Source organism: Vandammella animalimorsus (assembly GCF_002285265.1).
GTDB lineage: Bacteria > Pseudomonadota > Gammaproteobacteria > Burkholderiales > Burkholderiaceae_C > Lampropedia.
Genome location: NZ_NSJB01000001.1, coordinates 296,630 through 319,019, shown reverse-complemented (window position 1 = coordinate 319,019; position 22,390 = coordinate 296,630). Strand labels below are relative to the sequence as shown.

At 66.1% G+C, this 22,390-nt stretch carries 25 protein-coding genes; 14 read left to right on the top strand and 11 right to left on the bottom strand.

Going from position 1 to position 22,390, the window contains the following annotated elements; genetic code table 11:
- Window positions 1-79: 79 nt before the first annotated feature.
- The 10 genes from CK625_RS01345 (at window position 80) to CK625_RS01300 (ending at window position 8,309) form a co-directional block, all read left to right on the top strand.
- Entirely contained in the window at window positions 80-1,375 is a 1,296-nt protein-coding gene (locus tag CK625_RS01345) for a citrate synthase (protein ID WP_095538463.1), read from the top strand.
- Window positions 1,376-1,642: 267 nt separating this feature from the next.
- On the top strand, window positions 1,643-3,163 hold the full coding sequence (locus tag CK625_RS01340; RefSeq protein ID WP_095538462.1) for a CoA-acylating methylmalonate-semialdehyde dehydrogenase: 1,521 nt from the start codon (window positions 1,643-1,645) through the stop codon (window positions 3,161-3,163).
- A gap of 134 nt (window positions 3,164-3,297) precedes the next feature.
- Entirely contained in the window at window positions 3,298-3,609 is a 312-nt protein-coding gene (locus CK625_RS01335) for a monooxygenase (RefSeq protein ID WP_095538461.1), read from the top strand.
- A 19-nt stretch (window positions 3,610-3,628) separates the two neighbouring features.
- Window positions 3,629-4,024 carry a lysozyme inhibitor LprI family protein gene (locus CK625_RS01330; RefSeq protein WP_095538460.1) on the top strand — a complete coding sequence of 132 codons (396 nt, stop codon included), beginning with the start codon at window positions 3,629-3,631 and terminating at the stop codon, window positions 4,022-4,024.
- Between the two features lie 40 nt (window positions 4,025-4,064).
- Window positions 4,065-4,517 (top strand): DUF441 domain-containing protein, encoded by a 453-nt coding sequence (locus CK625_RS01325; protein ID WP_095538459.1) that lies wholly within the window; start codon window positions 4,065-4,067, stop codon window positions 4,515-4,517.
- A gap of 86 nt (window positions 4,518-4,603) precedes the next feature.
- Window positions 4,604-5,764, top strand: coding sequence for an acyl-CoA dehydrogenase family protein (locus tag CK625_RS01320; RefSeq protein ID WP_095538458.1), 1,161 nt, complete (start codon window positions 4,604-4,606; stop codon window positions 5,762-5,764).
- A gap of 25 nt (window positions 5,765-5,789) precedes the next feature.
- On the top strand, window positions 5,790-6,200 hold the full coding sequence (locus CK625_RS01315) for a TfoX/Sxy family protein (protein ID WP_095538457.1): 411 nt from the start codon (window positions 5,790-5,792) through the stop codon (window positions 6,198-6,200).
- Complete coding sequence (gene crcB, locus CK625_RS01310; RefSeq protein ID WP_095538456.1) at window positions 6,197-6,637, top strand: fluoride efflux transporter CrcB; 441 nt, start codon at window positions 6,197-6,199, stop codon at window positions 6,635-6,637. The genes CK625_RS01315 and crcB overlap by 4 nt, the downstream gene beginning before the upstream one ends.
- A 56-nt stretch (window positions 6,638-6,693) precedes the next feature.
- Entirely contained in the window at window positions 6,694-7,590 is an 897-nt protein-coding gene (mmsB, locus tag CK625_RS01305; RefSeq protein WP_095538455.1) for a 3-hydroxyisobutyrate dehydrogenase, read from the top strand.
- Between the two features lie 380 nt (window positions 7,591-7,970).
- Window positions 7,971-8,309, top strand: a complete 339-nt coding sequence (locus CK625_RS01300) for a hypothetical protein (RefSeq protein ID WP_095538454.1) — start codon at window positions 7,971-7,973, stop codon at window positions 8,307-8,309.
- Window positions 8,310-8,369: 60 nt separating this feature from the next.
- On the opposite strand, the gene CK625_RS01295 is transcribed toward CK625_RS01300, so the two are convergent.
- Window positions 8,370-8,972, bottom strand: a complete 603-nt coding sequence (locus CK625_RS01295; protein WP_095538453.1) for an isochorismatase family protein — start codon at window positions 8,970-8,972, stop codon at window positions 8,370-8,372.
- Window positions 8,973-9,617: 645 nt separating this feature from the next.
- On the opposite strand from CK625_RS01295, the gene CK625_RS14255 reads away from it, so the two are divergent.
- Window positions 9,618-10,037 (top strand): C40 family peptidase, encoded by a 420-nt coding sequence (locus tag CK625_RS14255; RefSeq protein WP_429001293.1) that lies wholly within the window; start codon window positions 9,618-9,620, stop codon window positions 10,035-10,037.
- 121 nt (window positions 10,038-10,158) lie between these two features.
- On the opposite strand, the gene phaR is transcribed toward CK625_RS14255, so the two are convergent.
- The 3 genes from phaR to coaBC form a co-directional block, all read right to left on the bottom strand.
- Window positions 10,159-10,725 (bottom strand): polyhydroxyalkanoate synthesis repressor PhaR, encoded by a 567-nt coding sequence (phaR, locus tag CK625_RS01285; protein WP_095538452.1) that lies wholly within the window; start codon window positions 10,723-10,725, stop codon window positions 10,159-10,161.
- Window positions 10,726-10,814: 89 nt separating this feature from the next.
- Entirely contained in the window at window positions 10,815-12,146 is a 1,332-nt protein-coding gene (locus tag CK625_RS01280; protein ID WP_172425049.1) for an MFS transporter, read from the bottom strand.
- A 213-nt stretch (window positions 12,147-12,359) separates the two neighbouring features.
- A complete protein-coding gene (gene coaBC, locus CK625_RS01275; RefSeq protein ID WP_095538450.1) occupies window positions 12,360-13,631 on the bottom strand; it encodes a bifunctional phosphopantothenoylcysteine decarboxylase/phosphopantothenate--cysteine ligase CoaBC in 1,272 nt (423 codons plus the stop codon).
- A gap of 97 nt (window positions 13,632-13,728) precedes the next feature.
- On the opposite strand from coaBC, the gene dnaQ reads away from it, so the two are divergent.
- Window positions 13,729-14,451, top strand: coding sequence for a DNA polymerase III subunit epsilon (gene dnaQ, locus CK625_RS01270; RefSeq protein ID WP_095538449.1), 723 nt, complete (start codon window positions 13,729-13,731; stop codon window positions 14,449-14,451).
- 30 nt (window positions 14,452-14,481) lie between these two features.
- Here the strand turns inward: dnaQ and ppsR are convergent, their stop codons facing one another.
- Window positions 14,482-15,306 carry a posphoenolpyruvate synthetase regulatory kinase/phosphorylase PpsR gene (gene ppsR / locus CK625_RS01265; RefSeq protein WP_095538448.1) on the bottom strand — a complete coding sequence of 275 codons (825 nt, stop codon included), beginning with the start codon at window positions 15,304-15,306 and terminating at the stop codon, window positions 14,482-14,484.
- 119 nt (window positions 15,307-15,425) lie between these two features.
- Window positions 15,426-17,102, bottom strand: a complete 1,677-nt coding sequence (locus CK625_RS01260; RefSeq protein WP_095538447.1) for a long-chain-fatty-acid--CoA ligase — start codon at window positions 17,100-17,102, stop codon at window positions 15,426-15,428.
- A gap of 184 nt (window positions 17,103-17,286) precedes the next feature.
- On the opposite strand from CK625_RS01260, the gene CK625_RS01255 reads away from it, so the two are divergent.
- Both CK625_RS01255 and CK625_RS01250 read left to right on the top strand, forming a co-directional pair.
- Window positions 17,287-17,808 carry a phosphatidylglycerophosphatase A family protein gene (locus CK625_RS01255; RefSeq protein WP_095538446.1) on the top strand — a complete coding sequence of 174 codons (522 nt, stop codon included), beginning with the start codon at window positions 17,287-17,289 and terminating at the stop codon, window positions 17,806-17,808.
- A 60-nt stretch (window positions 17,809-17,868) separates the two neighbouring features.
- Window positions 17,869-18,354: a CinA family protein gene (locus CK625_RS01250; protein WP_095538445.1), complete on the top strand. Its 486-nt coding sequence runs from the start codon at window positions 17,869-17,871 to the stop codon at window positions 18,352-18,354.
- Window positions 18,355-18,643: 289 nt separating this feature from the next.
- Here CK625_RS01250 and CK625_RS01245 read toward each other — a convergent pair whose 3' ends face one another.
- The 5 genes from CK625_RS01245 to hisF form a co-directional block, all read right to left on the bottom strand.
- Window positions 18,644-19,741, bottom strand: a complete 1,098-nt coding sequence (locus tag CK625_RS01245; RefSeq protein WP_095538444.1) for an NAD(P)-dependent alcohol dehydrogenase — start codon at window positions 19,739-19,741, stop codon at window positions 18,644-18,646.
- Window positions 19,742-20,095: 354 nt separating this feature from the next.
- Window positions 20,096-20,638 (bottom strand): NAD(P)H-dependent oxidoreductase, encoded by a 543-nt coding sequence (locus CK625_RS01240; protein ID WP_095538443.1) that lies wholly within the window; start codon window positions 20,636-20,638, stop codon window positions 20,096-20,098.
- 69 nt (window positions 20,639-20,707) lie between these two features.
- The gene (locus tag CK625_RS01235; RefSeq protein ID WP_095538442.1) at window positions 20,708-21,076 is read right to left on the bottom strand and encodes a phosphoribosyl-ATP diphosphatase; all 369 of its coding nucleotides are present in this window, start codon (window positions 21,074-21,076) and stop codon (window positions 20,708-20,710) included.
- An 8-nt stretch (window positions 21,077-21,084) separates the two neighbouring features.
- Entirely contained in the window at window positions 21,085-21,543 is a 459-nt protein-coding gene (gene hisI, locus CK625_RS01230) for a phosphoribosyl-AMP cyclohydrolase (protein ID WP_095538441.1), read from the bottom strand.
- Window positions 21,544-21,582: 39 nt separating this feature from the next.
- Entirely contained in the window at window positions 21,583-22,383 is an 801-nt protein-coding gene (hisF, locus tag CK625_RS01225) for an imidazole glycerol phosphate synthase subunit HisF (RefSeq protein ID WP_095538440.1), read from the bottom strand.
- Between the last annotated feature and the right edge of the window lie 7 nt (window positions 22,384-22,390).

Here is a 22,390-nt window from a genome sequence, read left to right as displayed (position 1 = left end):
CCCTCCCGCCAGGCATGGCCCCATGCGCTGCACCGCGCAAGCCGCACTGCCGCCCTGGCCCCACCAAAGGAAGAGAACCATGAAGTTGTCCGACAACAAAGCCACCCTCTCATTCAGCAATGGCAAGGCATCGGTCGAGCTGCCCGTTTACGAAGGCACCATCGGCCCGGACGTGATCGACATCCGCAAGCTCTACGGCCAGACCGGCATGTTCACCTACGACCCCGGTTTTCTGTCCACCGCGGCCTGCCAGTCGGCCATCACCTACATCGACGGCGACAAGGGCGAGCTGCTCTATCGCGGCTACCCCATCGAGCAGCTGGCCGAAAAATGCGACTACCTCGACACCTGCTACCTGCTGCTCAAGGGCGAGCTGCCCAACGCCCAGCAGCGCGAAGACTTCCACCAGCTCGTGCTCAAGCACACCATGGTCAACGAGCAGATGCAGTTCTTCCTGCGGGGCTTCCGCCGCGACGCGCACCCCATGGCCGTGCTCACCGGCCTGGTGGGCGGCATGTCGGCCTTCTATCACGAGAACACCGACATCCATAACCCCGAGCACCGCGACCGCGCCGCCATCCAGCTCATCGCCAAGATGCCCACGCTGGTGGCCATGGCCTACAAGTACGGCAAGGGCGAGCCGTACATGTACCCGCAGAACAACCTCAGCTACGCCGGCAACTTCATGCGCATGATGTTCGGCACCCCGTGCGAGGAGTACAAGGTCAACCCCGTCATTGAAAAGGCGCTGGACCGCATCTTCATCCTGCACGCCGACCACGAGCAAAACGCCTCCACCTCCACCGTGCGCCTGTGCGGCTCCTCGGGCACCAACCCGTTTGCCGCCATCGCCGCGGGCGTGGCCTGCCTGTGGGGCCCGGCCCACGGCGGCGCCAACGAGGCCTGCCTGAACATGCTCGAAGACATCCAGAAGATGGGCGGCGTGGCCAAGGTCGGCGAGTTCATGGAAAAGGTCAAGGACAAGAACTCCGGCGTGCGCCTGATGGGCTTTGGCCACCGCGTCTACAAGAACTACGACCCGCGCGCCAAGCTCATGCAGGAAACCTGCAACGAGGTGCTTGCCGAGCTGGGCCTGGAAAACGACCCGCTGTTCGCGCTGGCCAAGAAGCTGGAGCAAATCGCGCTGGAAGACGACTACTTCGTGCAGCGCAAGCTCTATCCCAACGTGGACTTCTACTCGGGCATCGTGCAGCGCGCCATCGGCATCCCGGTCAACCTGTTCACCGGCATCTTCGCGCTGGCGCGCACCGTGGGCTGGATCGCCCAGCTCAACGAGATGATTGCCGATCCCGAGTACAAGATCGGCCGCCCGCGCCAGCTCTACACCGGCTCGCCCCGCCGCGACGTGCCCTGAGGCTCCGGCCGGCCAATGCCACGCCACGCAGCGCGATGCCCGCATGGGCATCGCGCTTTTTCTTTGCCCGTCGCATCGCCCCTATTTGCAAATTTGCAGAGATAAACTGCAGCCTCTGCTATTGATACAACAAATTTGCACAGTAAGATGCGTGCTGCACGGCGTGTGCCGCGCCATCGCTTGCCCAAGCGCCTGCCCCGCAGGCCATGGCCGATGGCCGCATGTGCCCCGCTTCCATCCCCCCTCTTTCGATCCAGGAGACAACGCATGAACGCTATCAGCGAACAAGGCCTGAAGGCCCCCGCCGTCAAACTGCTCATCAACGGCCAGTTTGTCGAATCCAAGACCACCGAATGGCGCGAAGTCATCAACCCCGCCACGCAAGAGGTGCTGGCCCGCGTGCCCTTCGCCACGCAGGATGAAATCAACCAGGCCGTGGCCGCCGCCAAGGAGGCCTTCAAGACCTGGCGCAAAACCCCCATCGGCGCACGCGCACGCATCTTCCTGAAATACCAGGAGCTGATCCGCGCCAACATGAAGGAGCTGGCCGCCCTGCTCACCGCCGAGCAAGGCAAGACCCTGCCCGACGCCGAGGGCGATGTGTTCCGCGGCCTGGAAGTGGTGGAGCACGCCGCCTCCGTGGGCAACCTGCAACTGGGCGAGCTGGCCAACAACGTGGCCAACGGTGTGGACACCTACACCCTGCTGCAACCGCTGGGCGTGTGCGCGGGCATCACGCCGTTCAACTTCCCGGCCATGATCCCGCTGTGGATGTTCCCCATGGCCATTGCCACGGGCAACACCTTCGTGCTCAAGCCCTCCGAGCAAGACCCGATGGTGACCATGCGCCTGTGCGAGCTGGCGCTGGAAGCGGGCATCCCCGCTGGCGTGCTCAACGTCATCCACGGCGGTGAGATGGCCGTCAACGCCATTTGCGATCACCCCGACATCAAGGCCGTGTCTTTCGTGGGCTCCACCAAGGTCGGCACGCACGTATACAACCGCGCCAGCCTGGCCGGCAAGCGCGTGCAGTGCATGATGGGCGCGAAGAACCACGCCATCGTGCTGCCCGATGCGAACAAGGAGCAAACCCTCAACGCCATCGCCGGCGCATCGTTCGGCGCCGCAGGCCAGCGCTGCATGGCCCTGCCGGTGGTCGTGCTGGTGGGCGAGGCGCAAAAGTGGCTGCCCGAGCTGGTGGAAAAGGCCAAGACGCTCAAGGTCAGCGCCGGCACCGAGCAAGGCGCCGATCTGGGCCCCGTGATCTCCTGCTCGGCGCTCTCGCGCATCGAAGGGCTGATCGAGCGCGGCGTGGCCGATGGCGCCAAGCTGGAGCTCGACGGCCGCAAGCCCAACGTGCCCGGCTTTGAGAAAGGCAACTTCGTTGGCCCCACCATCTTCAGCGGCGTCAAGCCCGGCATGGCCATTTACGACCAGGAAATCTTCGGCCCCGTGCTGTGCGTGGTCGAAGCCGCCACGCTGGAAGAGGCCATCGAGTTCATCAACGCCAACCCCAACGGCAACGGCACGGCCATCTTCACGCAATCGGGCGCGGCGGCGCACAAGTTCCAGGAGGACATCGACGTCGGCCAGGTCGGCATCAACGTGCCCATCCCCGTGCCCGTGCCCCTGTTCTCGTTCAGCGGCTCGCGCGCATCCAAGCTGGGCGATCTGGGCCCATACGGCAAGCAGGTCATCCTGTTCTACACCCAGACCAAGACGGTGACGGCGCGCTGGTTTGACGACCAGTCCACCGGCGGCCTGAACACCACCATCAGCCTGAAGTAAGCACGGGCTGCAGCGGCCAGCAACCCAAAAGTTGCTGGCCATTTGCGGTGGATGCGCGGCGCGCCCTGGCGCCCGCATCCACCGCATTTGCCATCCATGCATGCCCCGCATTGCCATGCCCGCAGGATTTGCCGATGTTCGTCACCGTCACCACTTTCGCCCTGCCCCAGCCCGTCACGCGGCAGGAGGCCCAGCGCATTTTCGAGAGCACCGCGCCCAAATACCAAAGCGTGGCCGGGTTGGTGCACAAGCGCTACATCGTCAGTGAGGATGGACGCACCGCTGGCGGCATCTACACCTGGCAGAGCAAAGCCCACGCCCAGGCACTGTACACCGACGAATGGAAGGCCTTTGTGCGCAGCAAATACGGCAGCGAGCCACAAATTGCCTGGTTCGACAGCCCTGTGATGGTGGACAACGAGCGCGGCGAGATCCGCACCGACTGAGCCCAATCGCCCAACCGCCATGCGCCTGCGCCCGCCCCTGTTTTTTGTCGCCATCGCCGCCCTGGCCTTGAGCGCCGCTGCGCCACAAGCCCAGGCGCAAGCGCTGGCCCCGGCCACGCCCGCTTGCACCGCCGCCACCTGCACGCTGCAAGACTTCGAGGCCGTGCGCGATGCCACGGAAACCCTGTATGGCGACGTGCTGCTGGTGCTCTCGGCCCATGAGCGCCCCGCCCTGCGCGGCAACCAGAACGAATGGCGGCGCACCGCGCGCCAGCATTGCCAGCAAGCAGCCCCTGCCGGGCCAGACCTGCACGCGCCCGCAGCCAGCGCACACCACGCCTGCATGATCGAGCAGCACGCCCTGCGCCGCCAGGCCCTGCGCCACTGGCTGATGCACGGCTACAGCGTGGAATGAGCGCACGCGATGCCCGTTGCGATGAAGATTTTTTGCGCCCATGCCCGCCTTCGACCCCGTTTTGCTGTTGTTGCTGGCCATCGCCGCCCTGGGCATCGTCAGCCAGAACCACAGCATCACCTACGCCATGCTGGCCCTGCTGCTGGTGCGCATGACGCCCTTGCAGCAGTACTTTCCCTGGATCCAAAAGCACGGCCTGAATCTGGGCATCACCATTTTGTTCATCGGCGTCATGGCGCCCATTGCCAGCGGCAAAATCGCTCTGGCCGATGTGCTGCGCAGCTTCACCCACTGGCAATCGCTGCTGGCCGTGGCGGTGGGCGTGCTGGTGGCCTGGCTGGGCGGGCGCGGCCTGCCGCTGATGATGGAGCACCCCGGCCTGGTGCCTGGCCTGATGGTGGGCACCGTCATCGGCGTAGCCTTTTTCAAAGGCGTGCCCGTCGGCCCGCTGATTGCGGCGGGCATGCTGGCCGTTGTCATAGGCAAATGGTAAGCCGGTAGGCTGGAGAGACCGGGCCAGCCGCAGCGACTGAAAAACCAACGCATCCCTCAAACCACAACAACCCAAGGAGACACTCCATGCACTTTGAACCCACCGAAGACCAAATGGCCTTTGCCGAAACCGCGCGCGCCTTCGCCCAGGCCGAGCTGGCCCCCTACGCCGCGCAATGGGACGAGGAAAGCCACTTCCCAAAGGAAACCATTGCCAAGTCCGGCGAGCTGGGCTTTTGCGGCCTGTACGCGCCCGAATCCATCGGCGGCCTGGCCCTGCCGCGGCTGGATGCCACCTTCGTGTTTGAAGAAATGGCCGCGGTCGATCCCTCCACCACCGCCTTCATCACCATCCACAACATGGCCACCTGGATGCTGGGCACCTGGGGCGGCGACGAAGTGCGCAAGGAATGGGGCGAGCAGCTCACCAGCGGGCAAAAGCTCGCCAGCTACTGCCTGACCGAGCCGGGCGCAGGCTCTGACGCCGCCTCGCTCAAGACCCGCGCCGAGCTGGTGGGCAACGAATACGTCATCAACGGCAGCAAGGCCTTCATCTCCGGCGCGGGCAGCACCGACGTGCTGGTGCTCATGGCGCGCAGCGGCGGCCCCGGGGCATCGGGCGTTTCGGCCTTTGCCGTGCCTGCCAACGCCGAGGGCATCAGCTACGGCAAAAAAGAGCAAAAAATGGGCTGGAACAGCCAGCCCACGCGCACCATCAGCTTCGACAACGTGCGCATCCCCGCGCACAACCTGCTGGGCAACGAGGGCGAAGGCTTCAAGATCGCCATGAAGGGGCTGGATGGTGGGCGCATCAACATCGCCACCTGCTCCGTCGGCGGCGCGCAGGGCGCGCTGGCCCAGGCGCAGCGCTACATCCAGGAGCGCCAGCAGTTCGGCAAGGCCATCTCCACCTTCCAGGCGCTGCAATTCAAGCTGGCCGACATGGCCACCGAACTGGTGGCCGCACGCCAAATGGTGCGCCTGGCCGCCAGCAAGCTCGACCGCCAGGACCCCAACGCCACCACCTACTGCGCCATGGCCAAGCGCTTTGCCACGGACTTTGGCTTCAAAGTCATCAACGAGGCGCTGCAACTGCACGGTGGCTACGGCTACATCCGCGAATACCCGCTCGAGCGCCTGCTGCGCGACGCGCGCGTGCACCAGATTCTGGAAGGCACGAACGAAATCATGCGCGTCATCATCGCCCGCCGCATGCTCGACGGCGACGCGCCGGATGTGATCCGCTGAGCCAACGCAGCCGCTGCCCCGCCGCATGGCCGCCCGCCCCATCGACCCGCACACCCTGCAACGCATCGACGCCGTGCGCGATGCCTTGCTGGCCTGCGCGCCCAGCGCCGAAGTGGAAGAAAAACCCCTGTTCGGCGGCTACGCCTTCATGGTCAACGGCAAGCTGTGCCTGGGCGTGGGCGAGGACGAGCTGCTGTGCCGCATCCACCCCGAGCAACACGACGCCGCGCTGGAGCGCCCCGGCACGCGCGAAATGCGCCACGGCCAGCGCGTCATGCGCGGCTATGTGTTCGTGGAGTGGACCAGCTTGCAAACCAAGGCACAGTTTCAGACCTGGATCGAGCAGGCCCTGGCTTACAACCCGCTGGCCAAGGCAGCGCCCCGTCGGCGAGCACGGCAACAGGCGGGTCAGCGGACAAAAGGACTGCGCGCATGAGCACGCCGCTGCACACCGCCTCCAGTGCCGCCCTGCCCTATTGGATGTGGGTCGGCCTGGGCGGCCTGCTGGGCGCTATCGCCCGCTACGCCCTGAGCCTGCGCCTGAGCGCCGCCACCGCGCCCTCGGCAGGGCTGGCGCCGCTGCCCTGGGGCACGCTGGCAGTCAATCTGCTGGGCTGTTTGGCCATCGGCCTGCTGGCGGGCCTGGCGCTGCGCGGCGATTGGCTGGGCCCCGCGCTGCGGCTGTTTCTGTTCACCGGCGTGCTGGGCGGCTTCACCACCTTTTCCGCTTTCGGGCTGGAGGCGCTGACGCTGCTGCTCCAGCGTCAGTGGGCGCTGGCCTTGGGCTATGTGCTGGCCAGCGTGGGCCTGGGCCTGCTGGCCGTGGCCGCCGGGCTGTGGGCTGGCGGCGGCGCAGCCGCATTGCGGCATTGACGCTATTTCACTTTTTTTCCCTTCAACCCTCAACAACCCTTTCCAAGGAGACTCTCATGAAAATCGCATTCATCGGCCTGGGCAACATGGGCAGCGGCATGGCTTTGAACCTGCACAAGGCAGGCCACGAAGTCAGCGGCTTTGACCTGTCCGAAGCGGCCAAGAAGTTCCACGCCGAGCAAGGCATCCGCGTCGCAGGCAGCGCGAAAGAAGCCGCCGCAGGCGCCGAGGTCGTCATCACCATGCTGCCGGCCAGCCAGCACGTCGAAGGCATGTTCATCGGCACCGCCGAGCAGCCCGGCCTGCTGGCCGACATGCCTGCGGGCACGCTCATCATCGACAGCAGCACCATCGCCGCCGACACCGCCCGCAAAGTGGGCAAGGCCGCTGCGGCCAAGGGCGTGGATTTCATCGATGCGCCCGTCTCCGGCGGTACCGCAGGCGCGGCCGCGGGCACGCTGACCTTCATGGTCGGCGGCAGCGATGCCGCGCTGGAGCGCGCCCGCCCGCTGCTGGAGAAAATGGGCAAAAACATCTTCCACGCCGGCGACGTGGGCGCAGGCCAGACCGCCAAGATCTGCAACAACATGCTGCTGGGCATCTTGATGATCGGCACCAGCGAGGCGCTGGCGCTGGGCATGGCCAACGGGCTGGATCCGAAAGTGCTCTCTGAAATCATGCGCCGCAGCTCCGGCGGCAACTGGACGCTGGAGGTCTACAACCCCGTGCCCGGCGTGCAAGAGGCATCGGCCGCCACACGCGGCTACACCGGCGGCTTCGGCACCGACTTGATGCTCAAGGACCTGGGCCTGGCGCTGGAGAACGCCGTCACCGCCAAGGCCAGCACCCCGCTGGGCGCCATGGCCCGCAGCATCTACGCCGCCCACAGCATCGGCGGCCACGGCGGCGAGGATTTCTCCAGCATCATCAAGATGCTGCAAAAGCAGGCCTGAGCCTCTGCGAGAGCCCCAAAGCGCGGCTTGGGCCATCTGCGCCTTGCAGGCAGGCCCAAGCCGCGCTTTTTTCAAACCCTAAAGCGCTTTCGATTCTGATGAAGACATTTCCTGCAAGCGCCGCTGGTTCTCGTCACACCCGCGAAGGCGGGTGTCCAGTTGCGACGCTGACAGGGGCGACGCTGACGGGGCGGCGCTGCCGTTGGCCAATCCCCTCCTCTCGTGCGCAAGGGCGGCGCTGGATGCCCGCCTTCGCGGGCATGACGAGAGCCGCCTGCGAGATTGAGATGCCAGTCAGCGCCCAGGTCTTGGATTTGTCAACGTTCGAGCAGAACACGCTCTAAGGGGATCGCCAAAAACCGCGAACAAGTACTGACACCATGGAACAGCCCAGCAGCCCCACCGTGCGTCTGGACGAAGCCGCGCTGCGCGTCATTGCCAGCGCCTACCCCGGGCTGGCGGCCGATTACCTGGCCTATCTGCGCGATACCGGCTGGGGCGAAAGCGCCAGCGGCTGCATGATCTACAGCGCCCCGGTGCCCGCGCACGAGATCTACGGCCCCGAGGCCGCCCTCAGCGGCAAGCTGCTGCTGGGCGACGACTTCCAGGGCCACTGCCTGGGCTACGACCTGCAGGCGCGCTGCTACGGCGAAGTCAGCCCCGAGGGCCTGTGGCAGCCCTGGCCGGCAGACCAGGGCCTGGCCAGCTACGTGGCTTGAGAAGTGTTGCGCCCCGCGCTGCAGCGGCTGCCGCAAATCTGCCCCAATGGCCCATGGCCATCACTTGACCAGGGCCAGCATCTCCTTGAACTTGGGATGCTCGGCCGAGCCGCACCACTCGAAGGCCACCATCTCGGCGCTTACCAGCTCGGCGCCGGCGGCGGCCAGGCGGTCGAAGGCTGCATCGCGGTTGCGCTCCGTGCGTGAGCTGCAGGCATCGGTGACGACCCAGACCTCGAAGTCCTGCTCCAGCAGGCCCAGCGCCGTTTGCAGCAGGCAAACGTGGGCTTCGCAGCCGGCAATGACGATTTGCTCGCGCGGATTCGGCGCGCTGGGGCGCGCTTTTTGCAGGTGCTTGGGCAGGCTGCGCGCATTGCCCGCAGGCGCTGGCGGGCGCAGCAGTTGCAGCAGATCGGGCTCGGCACAGGCGCCAAAGTGCATCTTCGAGATGGTCTTCTGGCACAGGCTCTGGATGGCCGCATCGTTGGGGCCCAGGCGCCGGGGGTTTTGCTCCGTGCCCCAGCAAGGCACGTCGAACAAGGCCGCCAGGCGCCCCAGCAGAATGGCCCGTTGCAGCACCTGCTCGGCCTCGAAGATGACGGGCATGAGTTTGGTCTGGTAGTCCACCAGCACCAGCTGCGCTTGTTGTGCGTCCATCAGCATGTGGTTTTCCTATCTGTATTGCGGTCGGTGAGTTGCGCTCGCTCGGCCCTGCCAGCCAGTGCCATGCAGCGGCGCGCAGGCCAGGGCTTGGCGACCTGGGCGGCGATTGTGCGTGCTTGCGCGGTTTTGCTCAATCGCGGGTCTGCAGCGCCGGGGCAAACAACGCTGCGCAAGAGGTGTCGCAGATGCCAAGGCCGGTTGCTGGGGCAAAGCCAGGGCACTATTTGAAAATGGAACAATTTGTGTTCAAATGCAAGCCCTGTTTCTGATACGCCAATGTCAAATATTGCAATCTTGCATGAAATCATGAAGTTACAAGAATTTTCTCATGATTTTCTGTGAACTGATGCTAGGCTTACGACCATGATTTTCCGCCATCGCCCACTGCCTGCCGCCTTGTTGCTGGCTGCCTTGTTCAGCCCCTTGGCTGCCCACGCCGATTTGGCCCCCAGACAAGATGTTCTGGGCCAGTTCCTGCTGGGCCAGCAGGCCCGCAGCAAGCCATTGGCGCGCGGCTTTGGCGAGCGCGTGGCCGCTGCGCGCCACAAGGCCGCCACCAAGCGCCAGGCCCAGCTGGCCCGCAGCCCCAGCCCTGCCGCTCCGTGGCCGGGCCAGCCTGCGCCACAGGCCAGCGCCGCGCCGCGCATCGACACGCACACGCTGATGATGTCGGACGTGGTCGTCACCGCCATGGGTTATCTGGGCAAGCCCTATTCGTATGGGCAAAGCTCGCTGCAAGGCGGCTTTGACTGCAGCGGCTTTGTGCTGTCGCTGTTCCAGCGCACCCTGGGCCATACCCTGCCGCGCACGGCTGCCGAGCAGGCCCGCGCCACCCAGGCCATTGCCAAGAAGGAGCTGCGCCCGGGCGATCTGGTGTTCTTCAACACCATGCGCCGCCAGTTCAGCCACGTGGGCATTTACATTGGCGAGGGGCGCTTCATCCACTCGCCGCGCGCCGGCTCGCGCATCCGGGTGGAGAGCATGGAAAAGGCCTATTGGCAGTCGCGCTTCAATGGCGCGCGGCGCATTGCACTGACCAGCACCCAGGTGGCCAGCGCGCGCTGACAGCACGGCAGCCCTTGCGCCCCAAACCAACAAAGCGCCCACCAGGGCGCTTTGTCTTGGGCGCTGCTGCCGGGGCGCTGGCTTTTTGCTGACAGCCATCCGCACCCAGGCCGGGCCGCGCTCAACCGCTCTTGAGGCCAAAGAGCTGCCAGAACTGCGCCGTCTGCTGGCGCACGTTTTCCTGCATTTGCTCCTGCGCGCGCGCAAAGGCCTGGCGCGATTGCTCGGTGTAGTTTTCCACCACGCCGGGCATGACGGGCTGGCCCCAGGCCTGCCATTGCCGCCAGAACTCGGGCGGGAGCTGGCGGCTTTGCTCCATCCACTGGGCCTGCATCTCGGCCATGCTCAGAATGGTTTTCTCGATGTAGGCGCCCATGAAGCCCTGCATGGCATGGCCGTAGAAGCGGATCAGCTGCGCCAGCACGGTCTCGCTGAAGATCGGGCTGCCGCCGATTTCTTCCTCCAGGATGATCTGCAGCAGGATGCTGCGCGTGAGGTTCTCACCCGTCTTGGCGTCCACCACGACCAGCGGCTCGCGCTGCATCACCAGTTGCTTGACGTCCGCCAGCGTGATGTAGGTGGAGGTCGCCAAGTCGTACAGGCGGCGGTTGGGGTATTTCTTGACGATGCGCCCCTGCACGTCGCCATGCCCTGCGGTCTCGGTGGATGATTTCTTGCGGGTCGCCATGCGCGCTGGGCTCCATTGATTGTGCAATGCACAGGATTCTATCGGCGCTGGCCGCCTGCTCGGGCCGGCCGCAGGCCCGGGGGCACACGTCAATGCCCTTCAGGCGACTGCAGCCGCGCCACGCTGCGCTGCGACAGCGCCGGGGTGAAAAACACCAGCACCAGCACGCCCAGGCCAGCGGCCAGCGCAAACGCCTGCAGCACGCGCTCGGGCCCATGGCCGGCGGCCAGGATGTGGCCGCCCAGCGATGGCGCGATCACCGCCCCCAGGCGGCCCAGGCCCAGCGTCATGCCGATGGCGGCGGCCCGGTAGGCCACAGGAAAGGCATCGCTGACCAGGGCATTGACCAGGTTCTGGGCGCTGATGGCACTCATGCCCAGCAGCGCGACGATGATCAGCAGCGCCTGGCCGGAGAACTGGCGCGAGGCAATGGCCAGCAGGCACAGCGCCGCCAGTGCGCCTGCCGCCATGGCCACCGGGCGCGTGCCCAGGCGCATGGCCAGGCTGGCCGTGCCCAGCGAGCCCAGGATGGCCCCGATGTTGAGCGTGAACATCATCTGCAGCGCGCCATTGAATGGCATGTCGAACTCACGCATCAGCTGCGTCAGCCAGACGGTGATGCCGTACCAGGTGAGCAAATCGGCCAGCGTGGCCAAAGTCCCCAGCGCCAGCACCGCCAGGCTGGCCCCGCCCAGAATGCGGCGCCAGGACTGGGCCTGCGCCTGCGCCGGCTGTGGTGCAGATGGTTGTGCCGGCTGTTGTGCCGACTGCGGCGCGGCCCCGGCCTGCGGCGTGGGTTGCAGGCGCTCGGCCCGCGCCAGCAAGGGCACGAGCGCCAGCAGCACCAGCAGGCCCAGTGCGCCGCCAGCCAGGAACAGCGGCCGCCAGCCCCAATGGGCGACGATGGGCATGGCCGCCAGCGAGGCGGCCATGCCGCCCAGGGCAATGCCCGACATGACGATGCTGATCGTCAAGGCGCTGTGCTGCGGCAGGCTGTGTGCGCGCGCCAGCGCCAGCGCTGCGGGCAGCACCACGCCCAGGCCCAGGCCGGCCAGCAAGCGCAACGCCCCCAGTTGCCAGGCATTGCCGGCCCAGGCCGCCAGGGCCGTGGTCAGCGTAAAGCCGATGAAACCCAGCGCGATGACGCGCCTCTGGCCCAGCGCCTGATTCAGGCGGCCGGCGCACACGCCGCCCAGCAGCATGCCCACGAACACCATGCTGCCGACTTGCCCTGCCAGGGCCTTGTCCATGCCCATGGCTGCGTCGGCCAGCAGCGCCGGGATGGCATTGCTGTAGATCAGCAGGTCAAAGCCCTCCACCATCATGATGGCGCAGCACAGCGCCACGATCCACCAGCGGGTCGCCGGGCTACCGGGCTCCAGGCCTGGCACAACTTGCGCCCGCGTCGTCAAAATCTCCATATCAAAAACCATTCATCGCAAAAAAGGCGCAAGGCTTTGCCAGCGAAAAGCCTGTGCGTCCGGGAAAGTCCACGTGCTTCAAAAACATCTGTCTTTACGAGCTGGGACGTTGCATTCATCGTGGTGTGCTGGCCGTGGCCGAGCGCCTGCCCATGCCCAATAGCGGCCATGGCAGACCACCATTGGGCATGGGCAGGCGCCACGCCATTCAATTCACTGGATGGCCCGCGGCAGGCGACGAGCAATTTCCTGCACCAACTGCCGCGCCAGCACGCGCTTACTGGCCGTCGGCAAGCGCTGGTGGCCGTGTTCGTCGAACAGGGTGATGGTGTTGTCGTCCTGACCAAAAGTATTGGGGCCAATGTTGCCCACCAGCAGGGGCACGCCCTTGCGCTGGCGCTTGGCGCTGGCGTAGGCCAACAGGTCTTCGCTCTCGGCGGCAAAGCCCACGCAATACAGCAGGCCCTGGCGCGCGCGGTCGCTGCGCGCGATGGTGGCGAGGATGTCCGGGTTCTCGGTGAACTGCAGCGCCGGCATGGCGCCATCGGCGCGCTTTTTGATCTTCTGCTCGGCCACCTCGGCAGGCCGCCAATCGGCCACGGCCGCCGTGGCGATGAACACATCGGCCGTTTGCGCCTGGGCGGCGGCGGCATCGAGCATTTGCCGCGCCGATTGCACGTCGATGCGCGAGACGCCATGGGGCGTCTGAAGCGCCACCGGGCCGCTGACCAACGTCACCTGCGCGCCGGCCTCCCAGGCGGCCTGGGCGATGGCGTAGCCCATCTTGCCACTGGAGCGGTTGGTCAGGCCGCGCACCGGGTCGATGGCCTCAAACGTTGGCCCAGCCGTGACCAGCACGCGCCGCCCGGCCAGCGCCTTGGGGGTGAAGTGGGCTGCGAGCTCCTGCAGCAGCTGCCAGGGCTCGAGCATCCGGCCCTCACCGTACTCACCGCAGGCCTGCTCGCCGTGGCCCACGCCCAGCAGCAGCGCGCCGTCCTGGGCGATCTGCGCCAGATTGCGCTGGGTGCTGGGGTGCAGCCACATCTCGCGGTTCATCGCCGGGGCCACCAGCAGCGGCACCCGCTCGATCGGGCGCGCCAGGCACATCAGGCTGAGCAATTCATCGGCGCGGCCCTGCGCCAGGCGGGCGATGAAATCGGCGCTGCACGGCGCCAGCAGCATGGCATCGGCCTCGCGGCTGAGGTTGATGTGCGCCATGTTGTTGGGCTGGCGCGCATCCCACTGCGAGCAATACACCGCCCGGCCCGACAGCGCCTGCATGGTCACGGGGGTGATGAACTCGCAGGCGGCCTCGGTCATCACCACCTGCACGCTGGCCCCGGCCTTGATGAGCAAGCGGCACAGCTCGGCGGCCTTGTAGCAGGCCACCCCGCCCGTCAGGCCCAGCAGCAGGTGTTTGCCGTGCAGCGATGATTCGTGCGCCAAAGCGGCGGGATCGGTCAAGGCAGGGGCAGCTGTGGTCATGGCAAGGCAGATGAGAGAAATGGCACAAGCGCCGCATTTTGCCGCCGATGGGGCGGCAGATGGTGCTACGCTGGCGGTTTTTGCCGCGATTGTGCCTATGCGTCAAATCATCATGGACACCGAAACCACCGGCCTGTCGGTGGCCGAGGGCGACCGGGTCATCGAACTGGCCTGCGTGGAACTGCAAAACCGCCAGCTCACCGGGCGGCATTTGCACTATTACTTCAAGGTCGATCGCGACAGCCACCCCGATGCGCTGCGCGTGCACGGCATCACGCGCGAATTCCTCAGCGACAAACCGCGCTTTGACGAATGCGTCGAGCAGTTCCTGGACTTCGTGCGCGATGCGGAGATCATCATCCACAACGCTGCGTTCGACGTGGGCTTTCTGGACAACGAGCTCAAGCTGCTGGGCAAGCCCGCGCTGAGCACTTACGTCAGCGCCATCACCGACAGCCTGCTGCTGGCGCGCGAAGCCTTCCCCGGCAAGCGCAATTCGCTTGATGCGCTGTGCGACCGCTTCGAGATCGACAAATCCAACCGCACGCTGCACGGCGCGCTGCTGGATTCGGAGCTGCTGGCCCAGGTTTATCTGCATCTCACGCGCGGGCAGAACGCGCTGCTGACCGAAGATACCGTGCAAGAGCAGGACAGCCCGGAGCAAGACAGCCAGGTGCGCGTGGATTTCAGCCAGTTGCAGCTGCTGGTGCTCAACGCCAGCGAGCGCGAGCTGGCCGAGCACGAGGCCGTGCTGCAAGGCATCGACAAGGACAGCGACGGCAAGACTGTGTGGCGCCAGGCCCAAGCGCCCGTGCATTGAGGCTTTCTTGCCAGCGCAGCGCCGTGGGCATCAGCGCCCGGCCAGGCGCTCGGGCATCAGCTCCTGCAAGATGGTCGTGGAGATTTCCTCGATGGATTTGGTCGTGGTCGAAAGCCAGGCCACGCCGGCGCGGCGCATCATGCTCTCGGCCTCGCTGACTTCCATGCGGCAATTGGCCAGGCTGGCATAGCGCGAGCCTGGGCGGCGCTCGTTGCGGATCTCGCTCAGGCGCTCGGGCTGGATGGTCAGGCCAAAGAGCTTCTTCTTCAGCGGCACCAGCGCCGGCGGCAGTTGCTGGCGCTCGAAGTCCTCCGGGATCAGCGGGTAGTTGGCCACCTTCAGCCCATACTGCATGGCCAGGTACAGGCTGGTAGGCGTTTTGCCGCTGCGGCTGACGCCCACCAGGATCACGTCAGCGCTTTGCAAGTCCATGTTGGACTGGCCATCGTCGTGCGCCAGCGTGTAGTTGATGGCCTCCATGCGGTCGGAGTATTCCTTGCTCTTGCTGATGTCGGTAAAGCGCCCTACGCGGTGGTGCGACTTGGCGCCCAGCTCATCTTCGAGCGGCTGCACGAAGCTGCCGAACATGTCCATCACCATGCCCTTGCAGTGCTGCGCGAACACCGCCTGCACATCGGGGTTGACCAGCGTCGTGAAGACGATGGGCTTTTTGTTCTCCAACTCCAGGCTGTGGTTGATCTGCCGGATGGCCTGGTGGGCCTTGTCCACCGTATCGACGAATGGCAGGCGCTGCTTGCGCACATTCAGGTCGAACTGCGCCAGGATGGCATTGCCAAAGGCCTCGGCAGTAATGCCTGTGCCATCGGAGACGAAATAAGCAGTGCGGTTGGGCATGGTCACGCGTGCAAGTCACAAAGACACAAAGAAAGCGCGATCATAGAACGTGTTATGCACTTTCCGCCCCCGCGCGCCACGCCCGGCGGCTGCGCAATCGCCGCGCCGGGCGGCAGCTGTCAGTCGCGCAGCTCGCGGCGCAGGATCTTGCCCACCGGGGTCTTGGGCAAAGAATCGCGAAACTCCACGTGCTTGGGGCGCTTGTAGTTGGTGAGGTTGTGCTTGGCGTAGTCGCGCACAGCCTCCTCGCTCAGGCCGGGCTCGCGCTTGACGATGACCAGCTTGATGGCCTCGCCGGTTTTCTCGTCGGGCACGCCGACCACGGCGCATTCGAGCACGCCAGGCATCATGGCGATCACGTCCTCGACCTCGTTGGGGAAGACGTTGAAGCCGCTGACCAACACCATGTCCTTCTTGCGATCGACGATGCGCACATAGCCTTGCTCGTTCATGACGCCGATGTCGCCGGAGCGAAAGAACCCATCGGCGGTCATGACCTTGGCAGTCTCGTCCGGGCGCTGCCAATAGCCTTGCATGACCTGCGGGCCCTTGATGGCGATCTCGCCGGGCGTGCCCAGCGGCACTTCATTGCCCTCATCGTCCAGGCACTTGATCTCGGTGCTGGGCAGCGGCAGGCCGATGGTGCCGTTGAACTCGCGGTTGGTCACCGGATTGCAGGTCGCGCAGGGGCTGGTCTCCGAGAGGCCATAGCCCTCGCAGATCGGGCTGCCGGTCTTCTCCAGCCAGAGTTTGGCCACCGCACCCTGCACAGCCATGCCGCCGCCCAGGGACATCTTCAGATTGCTCCAGTCCACGGTGTTGAAGCCCGGGTGGTGCAGCAGGCCGTTGAACAAGGTGTTGACGGCCGGGAAGGAGTGGAAGGTGTGCTTGGCCAGCTCCTTGAGCACGCTGTCCAGATCGCGCGGGTTGGGCAGCAGGATGTTCTTCGAACCGTTGCGCAGGCCCAGCATCATGTTCACCGTGAAGGCGAAGATGTGGTAGAGCGGCAGCGCGCACACCAGGGTGGGTTGCTGCTCCTTGGGGATCAGCCCCATGACCGGCTCGTTCCAAACGGCCGATTGCAGGATGTTGGCAATGATGTTGCGGTGCGTGAGCACGGCGCCTTTGCTCACGCCAGTGGTGCCGCCGGTGTACTGCAGCACGGCGATGTCGCTGGACTGCACGGCCACCGGCGCCAGCGTGCGGCCCTGACCGATGCGCAACGCCTCGTTGAAGCGCACCGCACCGGGCAGATCGAAAGCCGGCACCAGCTTTTTGACGTTGCGCACCACGTAATTGACCAGCGCACCCTTGAGCAGGCCCAGGCTGTCGCCCATGCTGGTGAGCACGATGTGCTTGACGGGCGTCTTGGTCAGACACTGCTGCAGGGTTTGCGCGAAGTTTTCGATGATGACGATGGCCGTCGCACCCGAGTCATTGAGCTGGTGCTCCAGCTCGCGCGCCGTGTACAACGGGTTGACGTTGACCAGCACCAGCCCGGCGCGCAGCACGCCGATCACCGCCACCGGGTACTGCACCACATTGGGCATCATCACCGCCACGCGGTCGCCCTTTTTCAGCCCCAGGCCCTGCAAGTAGGCGGCAAAGGCCGCGCTTTGGGCATCAATCTGGGCAAAGCTGAACTCCTTGCCCATGTAGCTGTAGCAGGCCTTGTCGCGGAAGTTCTGCATGCTCTCGTCGATGAGCTGATTGAGCGACTGGTACTGATCCGGGTCAATCTCGGCGGGCACGCCAGGGGGGTAGGCATCCAACCAAGGGCGCTGGTGCTGGTTCATTGCTGTGACTCCTTTCATCATTGTTGTGGCTGCGCTCCCTGCACCCTGCGCCGCAAGGCGGGGAGACACGGTAAATCATAGCCAGAGGGCCATGCCCGCATGGTGCACCAGCAGCCCGGGCAACATAGTCCGGGCAGCATTTGCCGCTACCATCGGTGGCCTGTACATTCCGGCGCCTATTGTCATGCCTTCCACGTCCCGCACCGCCTCCTCGTTTCCCCTTGGCGACAAGCTGAACTCGCGCCTGGCGCGCGCCATTGCGCTGGGCCTGGGCTGCGGGCGCATCCCCATCTCACCAGGCACCATGGGCACGTTGGCGGCCTGGCTGAGTTATGCGCTGCTGCTCTCGCGTGCGCCCGATGCCCTGCTGGCCTGGTTCTTCGTGGCGGCCCTGCTCATCGGCTGGTGGGCCTGCGAGCGCACCGCCCGCATGCTCGGCAGCGAGGACCCGGGCTGCATCGTCTGGGACGAAGTCCTGGCCTTCTGGCTGGTGCTCTGGGTGCTGGGCCCCAGCAGCTTCTGGCTGCAACTGCTGGCCTTCGGGCTGTTTCGCTTCTTCGACATCGTCAAGCCCCATCCCGTGCGCTGGGCCGACCGGGCTTTCAAGGGCCAGGGCTGGCGCGGCGCCTGGGGCATCCTGTGGGACGATCTGGTCGCCGCCTTCTGCACCCTGCTGGTGCTGGCGCTGGGCGTGCACTGGTTTTGACGCTGGTTTGACGCTGGCTTTGCCCCCTGATGTTTTGACTTCTGAGCCGAGCCCGACGCCATGGACGCCACCGCCCCCACCTTGCACGAGCAACTGCAGGCCCTGGCCGAGCACCTGCTGCGCAGCGGCCGCATGCTGGTCACGGCCGAGAGCTGCACCGGCGGCCTGCTGGCCGCGGCCTGTACCGAGCTGCCCGGCTCCAGCCGCTGGTTCGAGCGCGGCTTGGTGACCTACTCCAACGCCGCCAAGCAGCAACTGCTGGGCGTGCCTGCGGCCTTGATCGAGCGCGAAGGCGCAGTCAGCCAGGCCGTCGCCCTGGCCATGGCGCACGGCGCGCTGACCCATGCCCCGGCCCAGCTGAGCGTGGCCATCACCGGCATCGCCGGCCCCGATGGCGGCAGCCCCGGCAAGCCCGTGGGCACGGTCTGGTTCGCCTGGGGCAACGGCCAGACCTTGCAGGCCCAGCGCTGCCAGTTCGAAGGCGACCGCCCTGCCATCCGCCAGGCCGCCATGCGCCACGCCCTGGCGCGGCTGCTGGAGTTCTGAGAGCCTGTTCAAAATCTTTGCACGGCAGTCAAGAGCGCGGATTTGGGCGCTCTGCTGCGCCCGCAAAGCCTCGCCATAGCCCCAGCTATGGCTGCGTTTTGCGCCTTGCAGCCCACCCCAAACCGCTTCTTGCCCACTCGCGCCGAGATTTTGAACAGGCTCTGAAAGCCCGCGCAAAAGCACAGGTTCACACCACGCCTGCCATGCCAAAAGGGCCCGAATCGGGCCCTTTGCTGGTTGTGCGCCGCGCGCCGCAAAGCGCGCGTCCAAACTTGCTGACTGGCTGACGTCAGGGCTTGATGGCGATCTTCAGCACACCATCGCGCTGGTGCATGAACAGATCGTAAGCCTCGGCGATGTCTTCGAGCTTGCGCGTGTGCGTCACCAGCGGGCTGAGATCCACGCGGCCCGATTCGATCACCGCCATCAGGCGGCGCATGCGCTCCTTGCCGCCAGGGCACAGGGCGGTGTTGATCTTGTGGTCGCCCAAGCCGGCGCCGAATGGCCCCAATGGAATGCGCAGGTCTTCGGAGTACACGCCCAGGCTGGAGAGCGTGCCGCCGGGCTTGAGCATGCGCAGCGCCTGCTCGAAGGTGGTTTGCAGGCCTAGCGCCTCGATGGCCGAATCCACGCCGCGCCCGCCAGTGAGCTTGAGCACCTCTTCCACCACGTCCAGTTTGCGGAAGTTCAGCGTCACGTCCGCGCCCATGCGCTTGGCCACGGCCAGGCGCTCGTCGTTGCCGTCGATGGCGATGATGGTCGTGGCGCCCTTCAGGCGCGCGCCAGCCGTGGCGCACAGGCCGATGGGGCCCTGGGCGATCACGGCCACGGTGTCGCCAATGCGGATGTTGGCGTTCTCGGCGCCGACAAAGCCGGTGGACATGATGTCCGGGCACATCAGCACCTGCTCGTCGCTCAGGCCGTCGGGCACGGGCGCGAGGTTGCCCTCGGCATCGGGCACCAGCACGTATTCGGCTTGGGTGCCGTCGATCAAATTGCCAAAACGCCAACCGGCGGTGAGCTTGTAGCCGTGGCAGCCGCAGCGGCCGCTAGCTGCGAGGTAGCTGCCATCCTGCGAGGGCACGCCATCCTGCGCGGCGTAGGAGTTGAAGTTCGGGCAGATGGCGCCGGCGATGACGCGCTGGCCTTCGCGGTAGCCCTTGACGGCGCTGCCGAGCTTTTCGATCACGCCCACCGGCTCGTGGCCGACGGTCAGGCCCTTCTCGACCGGGTATTCGCCCTTGAGGATGTGCACATCGGTGCCGCAGATGGTGGTGGTCGTGATGCGGATCAGGGCATCGTTGGGGCCCACGTCCGGGATGGGTTTATCGACCACTTCGATGCGCCCGGGCTCGACGAACACGGCGGCTTTCATCATGGCTGGCATGGCATGACCTTTCTGTCAAAAAAACACAGCAACACGGGCCGCGCCACGGCAGCGCGGCCCGCCAGGGGGCAAAGGTTTGCACAGAAGCCAGCGGCCCTGTAGGCGCTGCCGTCTTGTGCAGACTTTCCCAGGGCCATTATGGGCGGGCACAGGCTGCGAAGGGCAGATGCCGAGTGCTGGGCTGGGGAAGGCTTGCATGGCCCAGAAATCCGGTGTGCGCTGCGGATCGGGGCGGGATTTGCGAGGGGCGGCGCAGAACGCCCGAATCCGCAGATGCACGCGGCGGCGCCGCAATGCGTGCCGGCCTTGCCCCGGGCCCTTCTTATTGGCAGCGGCAAAGCCGCGCCAGTGACGTCATGCCAGCCATTGCTGCACGGCCTGCTGCAGCTCCTCGCGCGTGGCCTCATTGGGCTGGCCATCGGGGAAGCGCTCGTAAAAGCCGCCCAGGCTGCAGGTAACGACCTTGGCAGCGCCCTGCCAGGGCAGCAGCTTGGCCAGATGGGCCAGGTTGCTGGCGCCGCCGTTTGCGCCGCCCGAGGTGCTCAGCAGCAGCACCTGCCTGCCCTCGAACATCTTGTTGGGCTGGTGGCGGGCGTAGCGCGAAGTCCAGTCCAGCAGGTTCTTGAACGCCGCCGGCACGGAGCCGTTGTGCTCCGGGCAGGCAATGGCCAGCGCCTCGTGCGCTGCCAACAGCGCGTAGAAGGCCTGGGCCGGCTCGGGGTAGCCTTGTTCGCGCTCGCGGTCCAGGCTCAGCAGGGGCAGCTCGTAGTCGCGCATGCTTTGGCGCTCGATGGGCTGCTGGCCCTGGGCCTGCAGCAATTGCTGCACGGCATCGAGCACCTTGTCGTGAATGGATTGGGAGCTGTTGCTGGCGTTGAAGAGCAAGATGGATGCCATGTGAGTTGCTTCCTTGGAAAAAGTCAATGGGGCGCAGGCGCACTGCTTCGGCCCTGTTTCAGCGCTGTTTCAGCCCTGCGCGCGGGCGGCCTTCTCGGCCAGGCCGCTGAGGCCTTCGCGCCGCGCCAGCTCGCGCAATACGTCGCTGGCGTCCAGATCGAAGTGCGCCAGCGCCACCAGGGTGTGGAACCACAGGTCGGCCACTTCGTAGACCAGCGCCTGCTGCGGCTTGGCGCCGCTGGCCACATCCTTGGCGGCCATGACGACCTCGGCGGCCTCCTCACCGATTTTTTTCAGAAAGGCGTCGGGCGCCTTGCCTTCGGCCAGCAGGCGCGCGACGTAGCTGCGCTCGGGGTCGCCGCCGCGCTGGGGTTTGCGCGATTGGAACACTTCGGCCAGATGGGCAAACAAAGCGTCTGCGGATGGGGTGTCGGTCATGGTGTGGCCTATGGCTTGTAAATGCGCTGCGGGTCTTTCAGCACAGGCTCGGCGGCCTGCCACTGCGGGGCGGGCGAGGCGGAGTTTTCCAGCCGCTGGTAAAAGCAGCTGTGGCGCCCGGTGTGGCAGGCGATGGAGGGCTGGTGGCCGTGCTGGGTGATGGTCAGCAAGATGACGTCGTTGTCGCAGTCGGTGCGGATGGCGTGCACGGTCTGGAAGTGGCCCGATTCCTCGCCCTTGTGCCAGAGCTTGCCGCGCGAGCGGCTGTAGTAAACGGCCTGGCCTTTTTGCGCCGTCTGGCGCAGGGCTTCGCGGTTCATCCAGGCGAGCATGAGGATGTCGCCCGTGTCTTTCTCCTGCGCGATGGCCGGCACCAGGCCGTTGGCGTCCCAGGCGATGGCGTCCAGCCAGGCGTCGTCGCTGGCAGGGGCGGTTGTGGCTTCATCCGGGGCGTTGCTGGCGCTCATTCGTTGACTTTCTCGATCATGGATTGGCGGCCGCCGCCCTCACAGCCGCACAGGGATGCCGCGCGCGGCCATGTGGCGCTTGGCCTGCTCGATGGTGTAGGTGCCGAAGTGGAAGATGCTGGCGGCCAGCACGGCGTCGGCGCCGCCGGCGGTGATGCCCTCGGCCAGGTGTTCGAGCGTGCCCACGCCGCCGCTGGCGATGACGGGCACGGGCACGGCGTCGGCCACGGCGCGGGTGAGTTCGAGGTCGAAGCCGCTTTGCGTGCCGTCGCGGTCCATGCTGGTGAGCAGGATTTCGCCCGCGCCGCGCCGGGCCATCTCGCGCGCCCAGGCCAGCGCGTCCAGGCCGGTGTCCTTGCGGCCGCCGTGGCTGTAGACGTTCCAGCCCGGCCCCAGCGGCTGGCCGTCTGCGCCCAGGGCCTGTTCAGCCTCGGCGCTGCGGCGCTTGGCGTCGATGGCCACGACGATGCATTGCGCGCCGTATTTGTCCGAGGCCTGATCGATGACTTCGGGCGTGGCGATGGCCGCAGAGTTGAAGCTGACCTTGTCGGCCCCGGCACCCAGCAGGCGGCGCACGTCGGCCACGCTGCGCACGCCGCCGCCCACGGTCAGCGGGATGAAGACCTGCGAGGCCACGGCCTCGATGATGGGCAAGATCAAATCGCGCCCATCGCTGGTGGCGGTGATGTCCAGAAAGGTCAGTTCGTCGGCGCCTTGCTCGTTGTAGCGCGCGGCGATCTCCACGGGATCGCCCGCGTCGCGCAGCTCGACGAAGTTCACGCCTTTGACGACGCGCCCGCCGGTCACGTCCAGGCAGGGGATGATGCGTTTGGCCAGCATGGCTGGG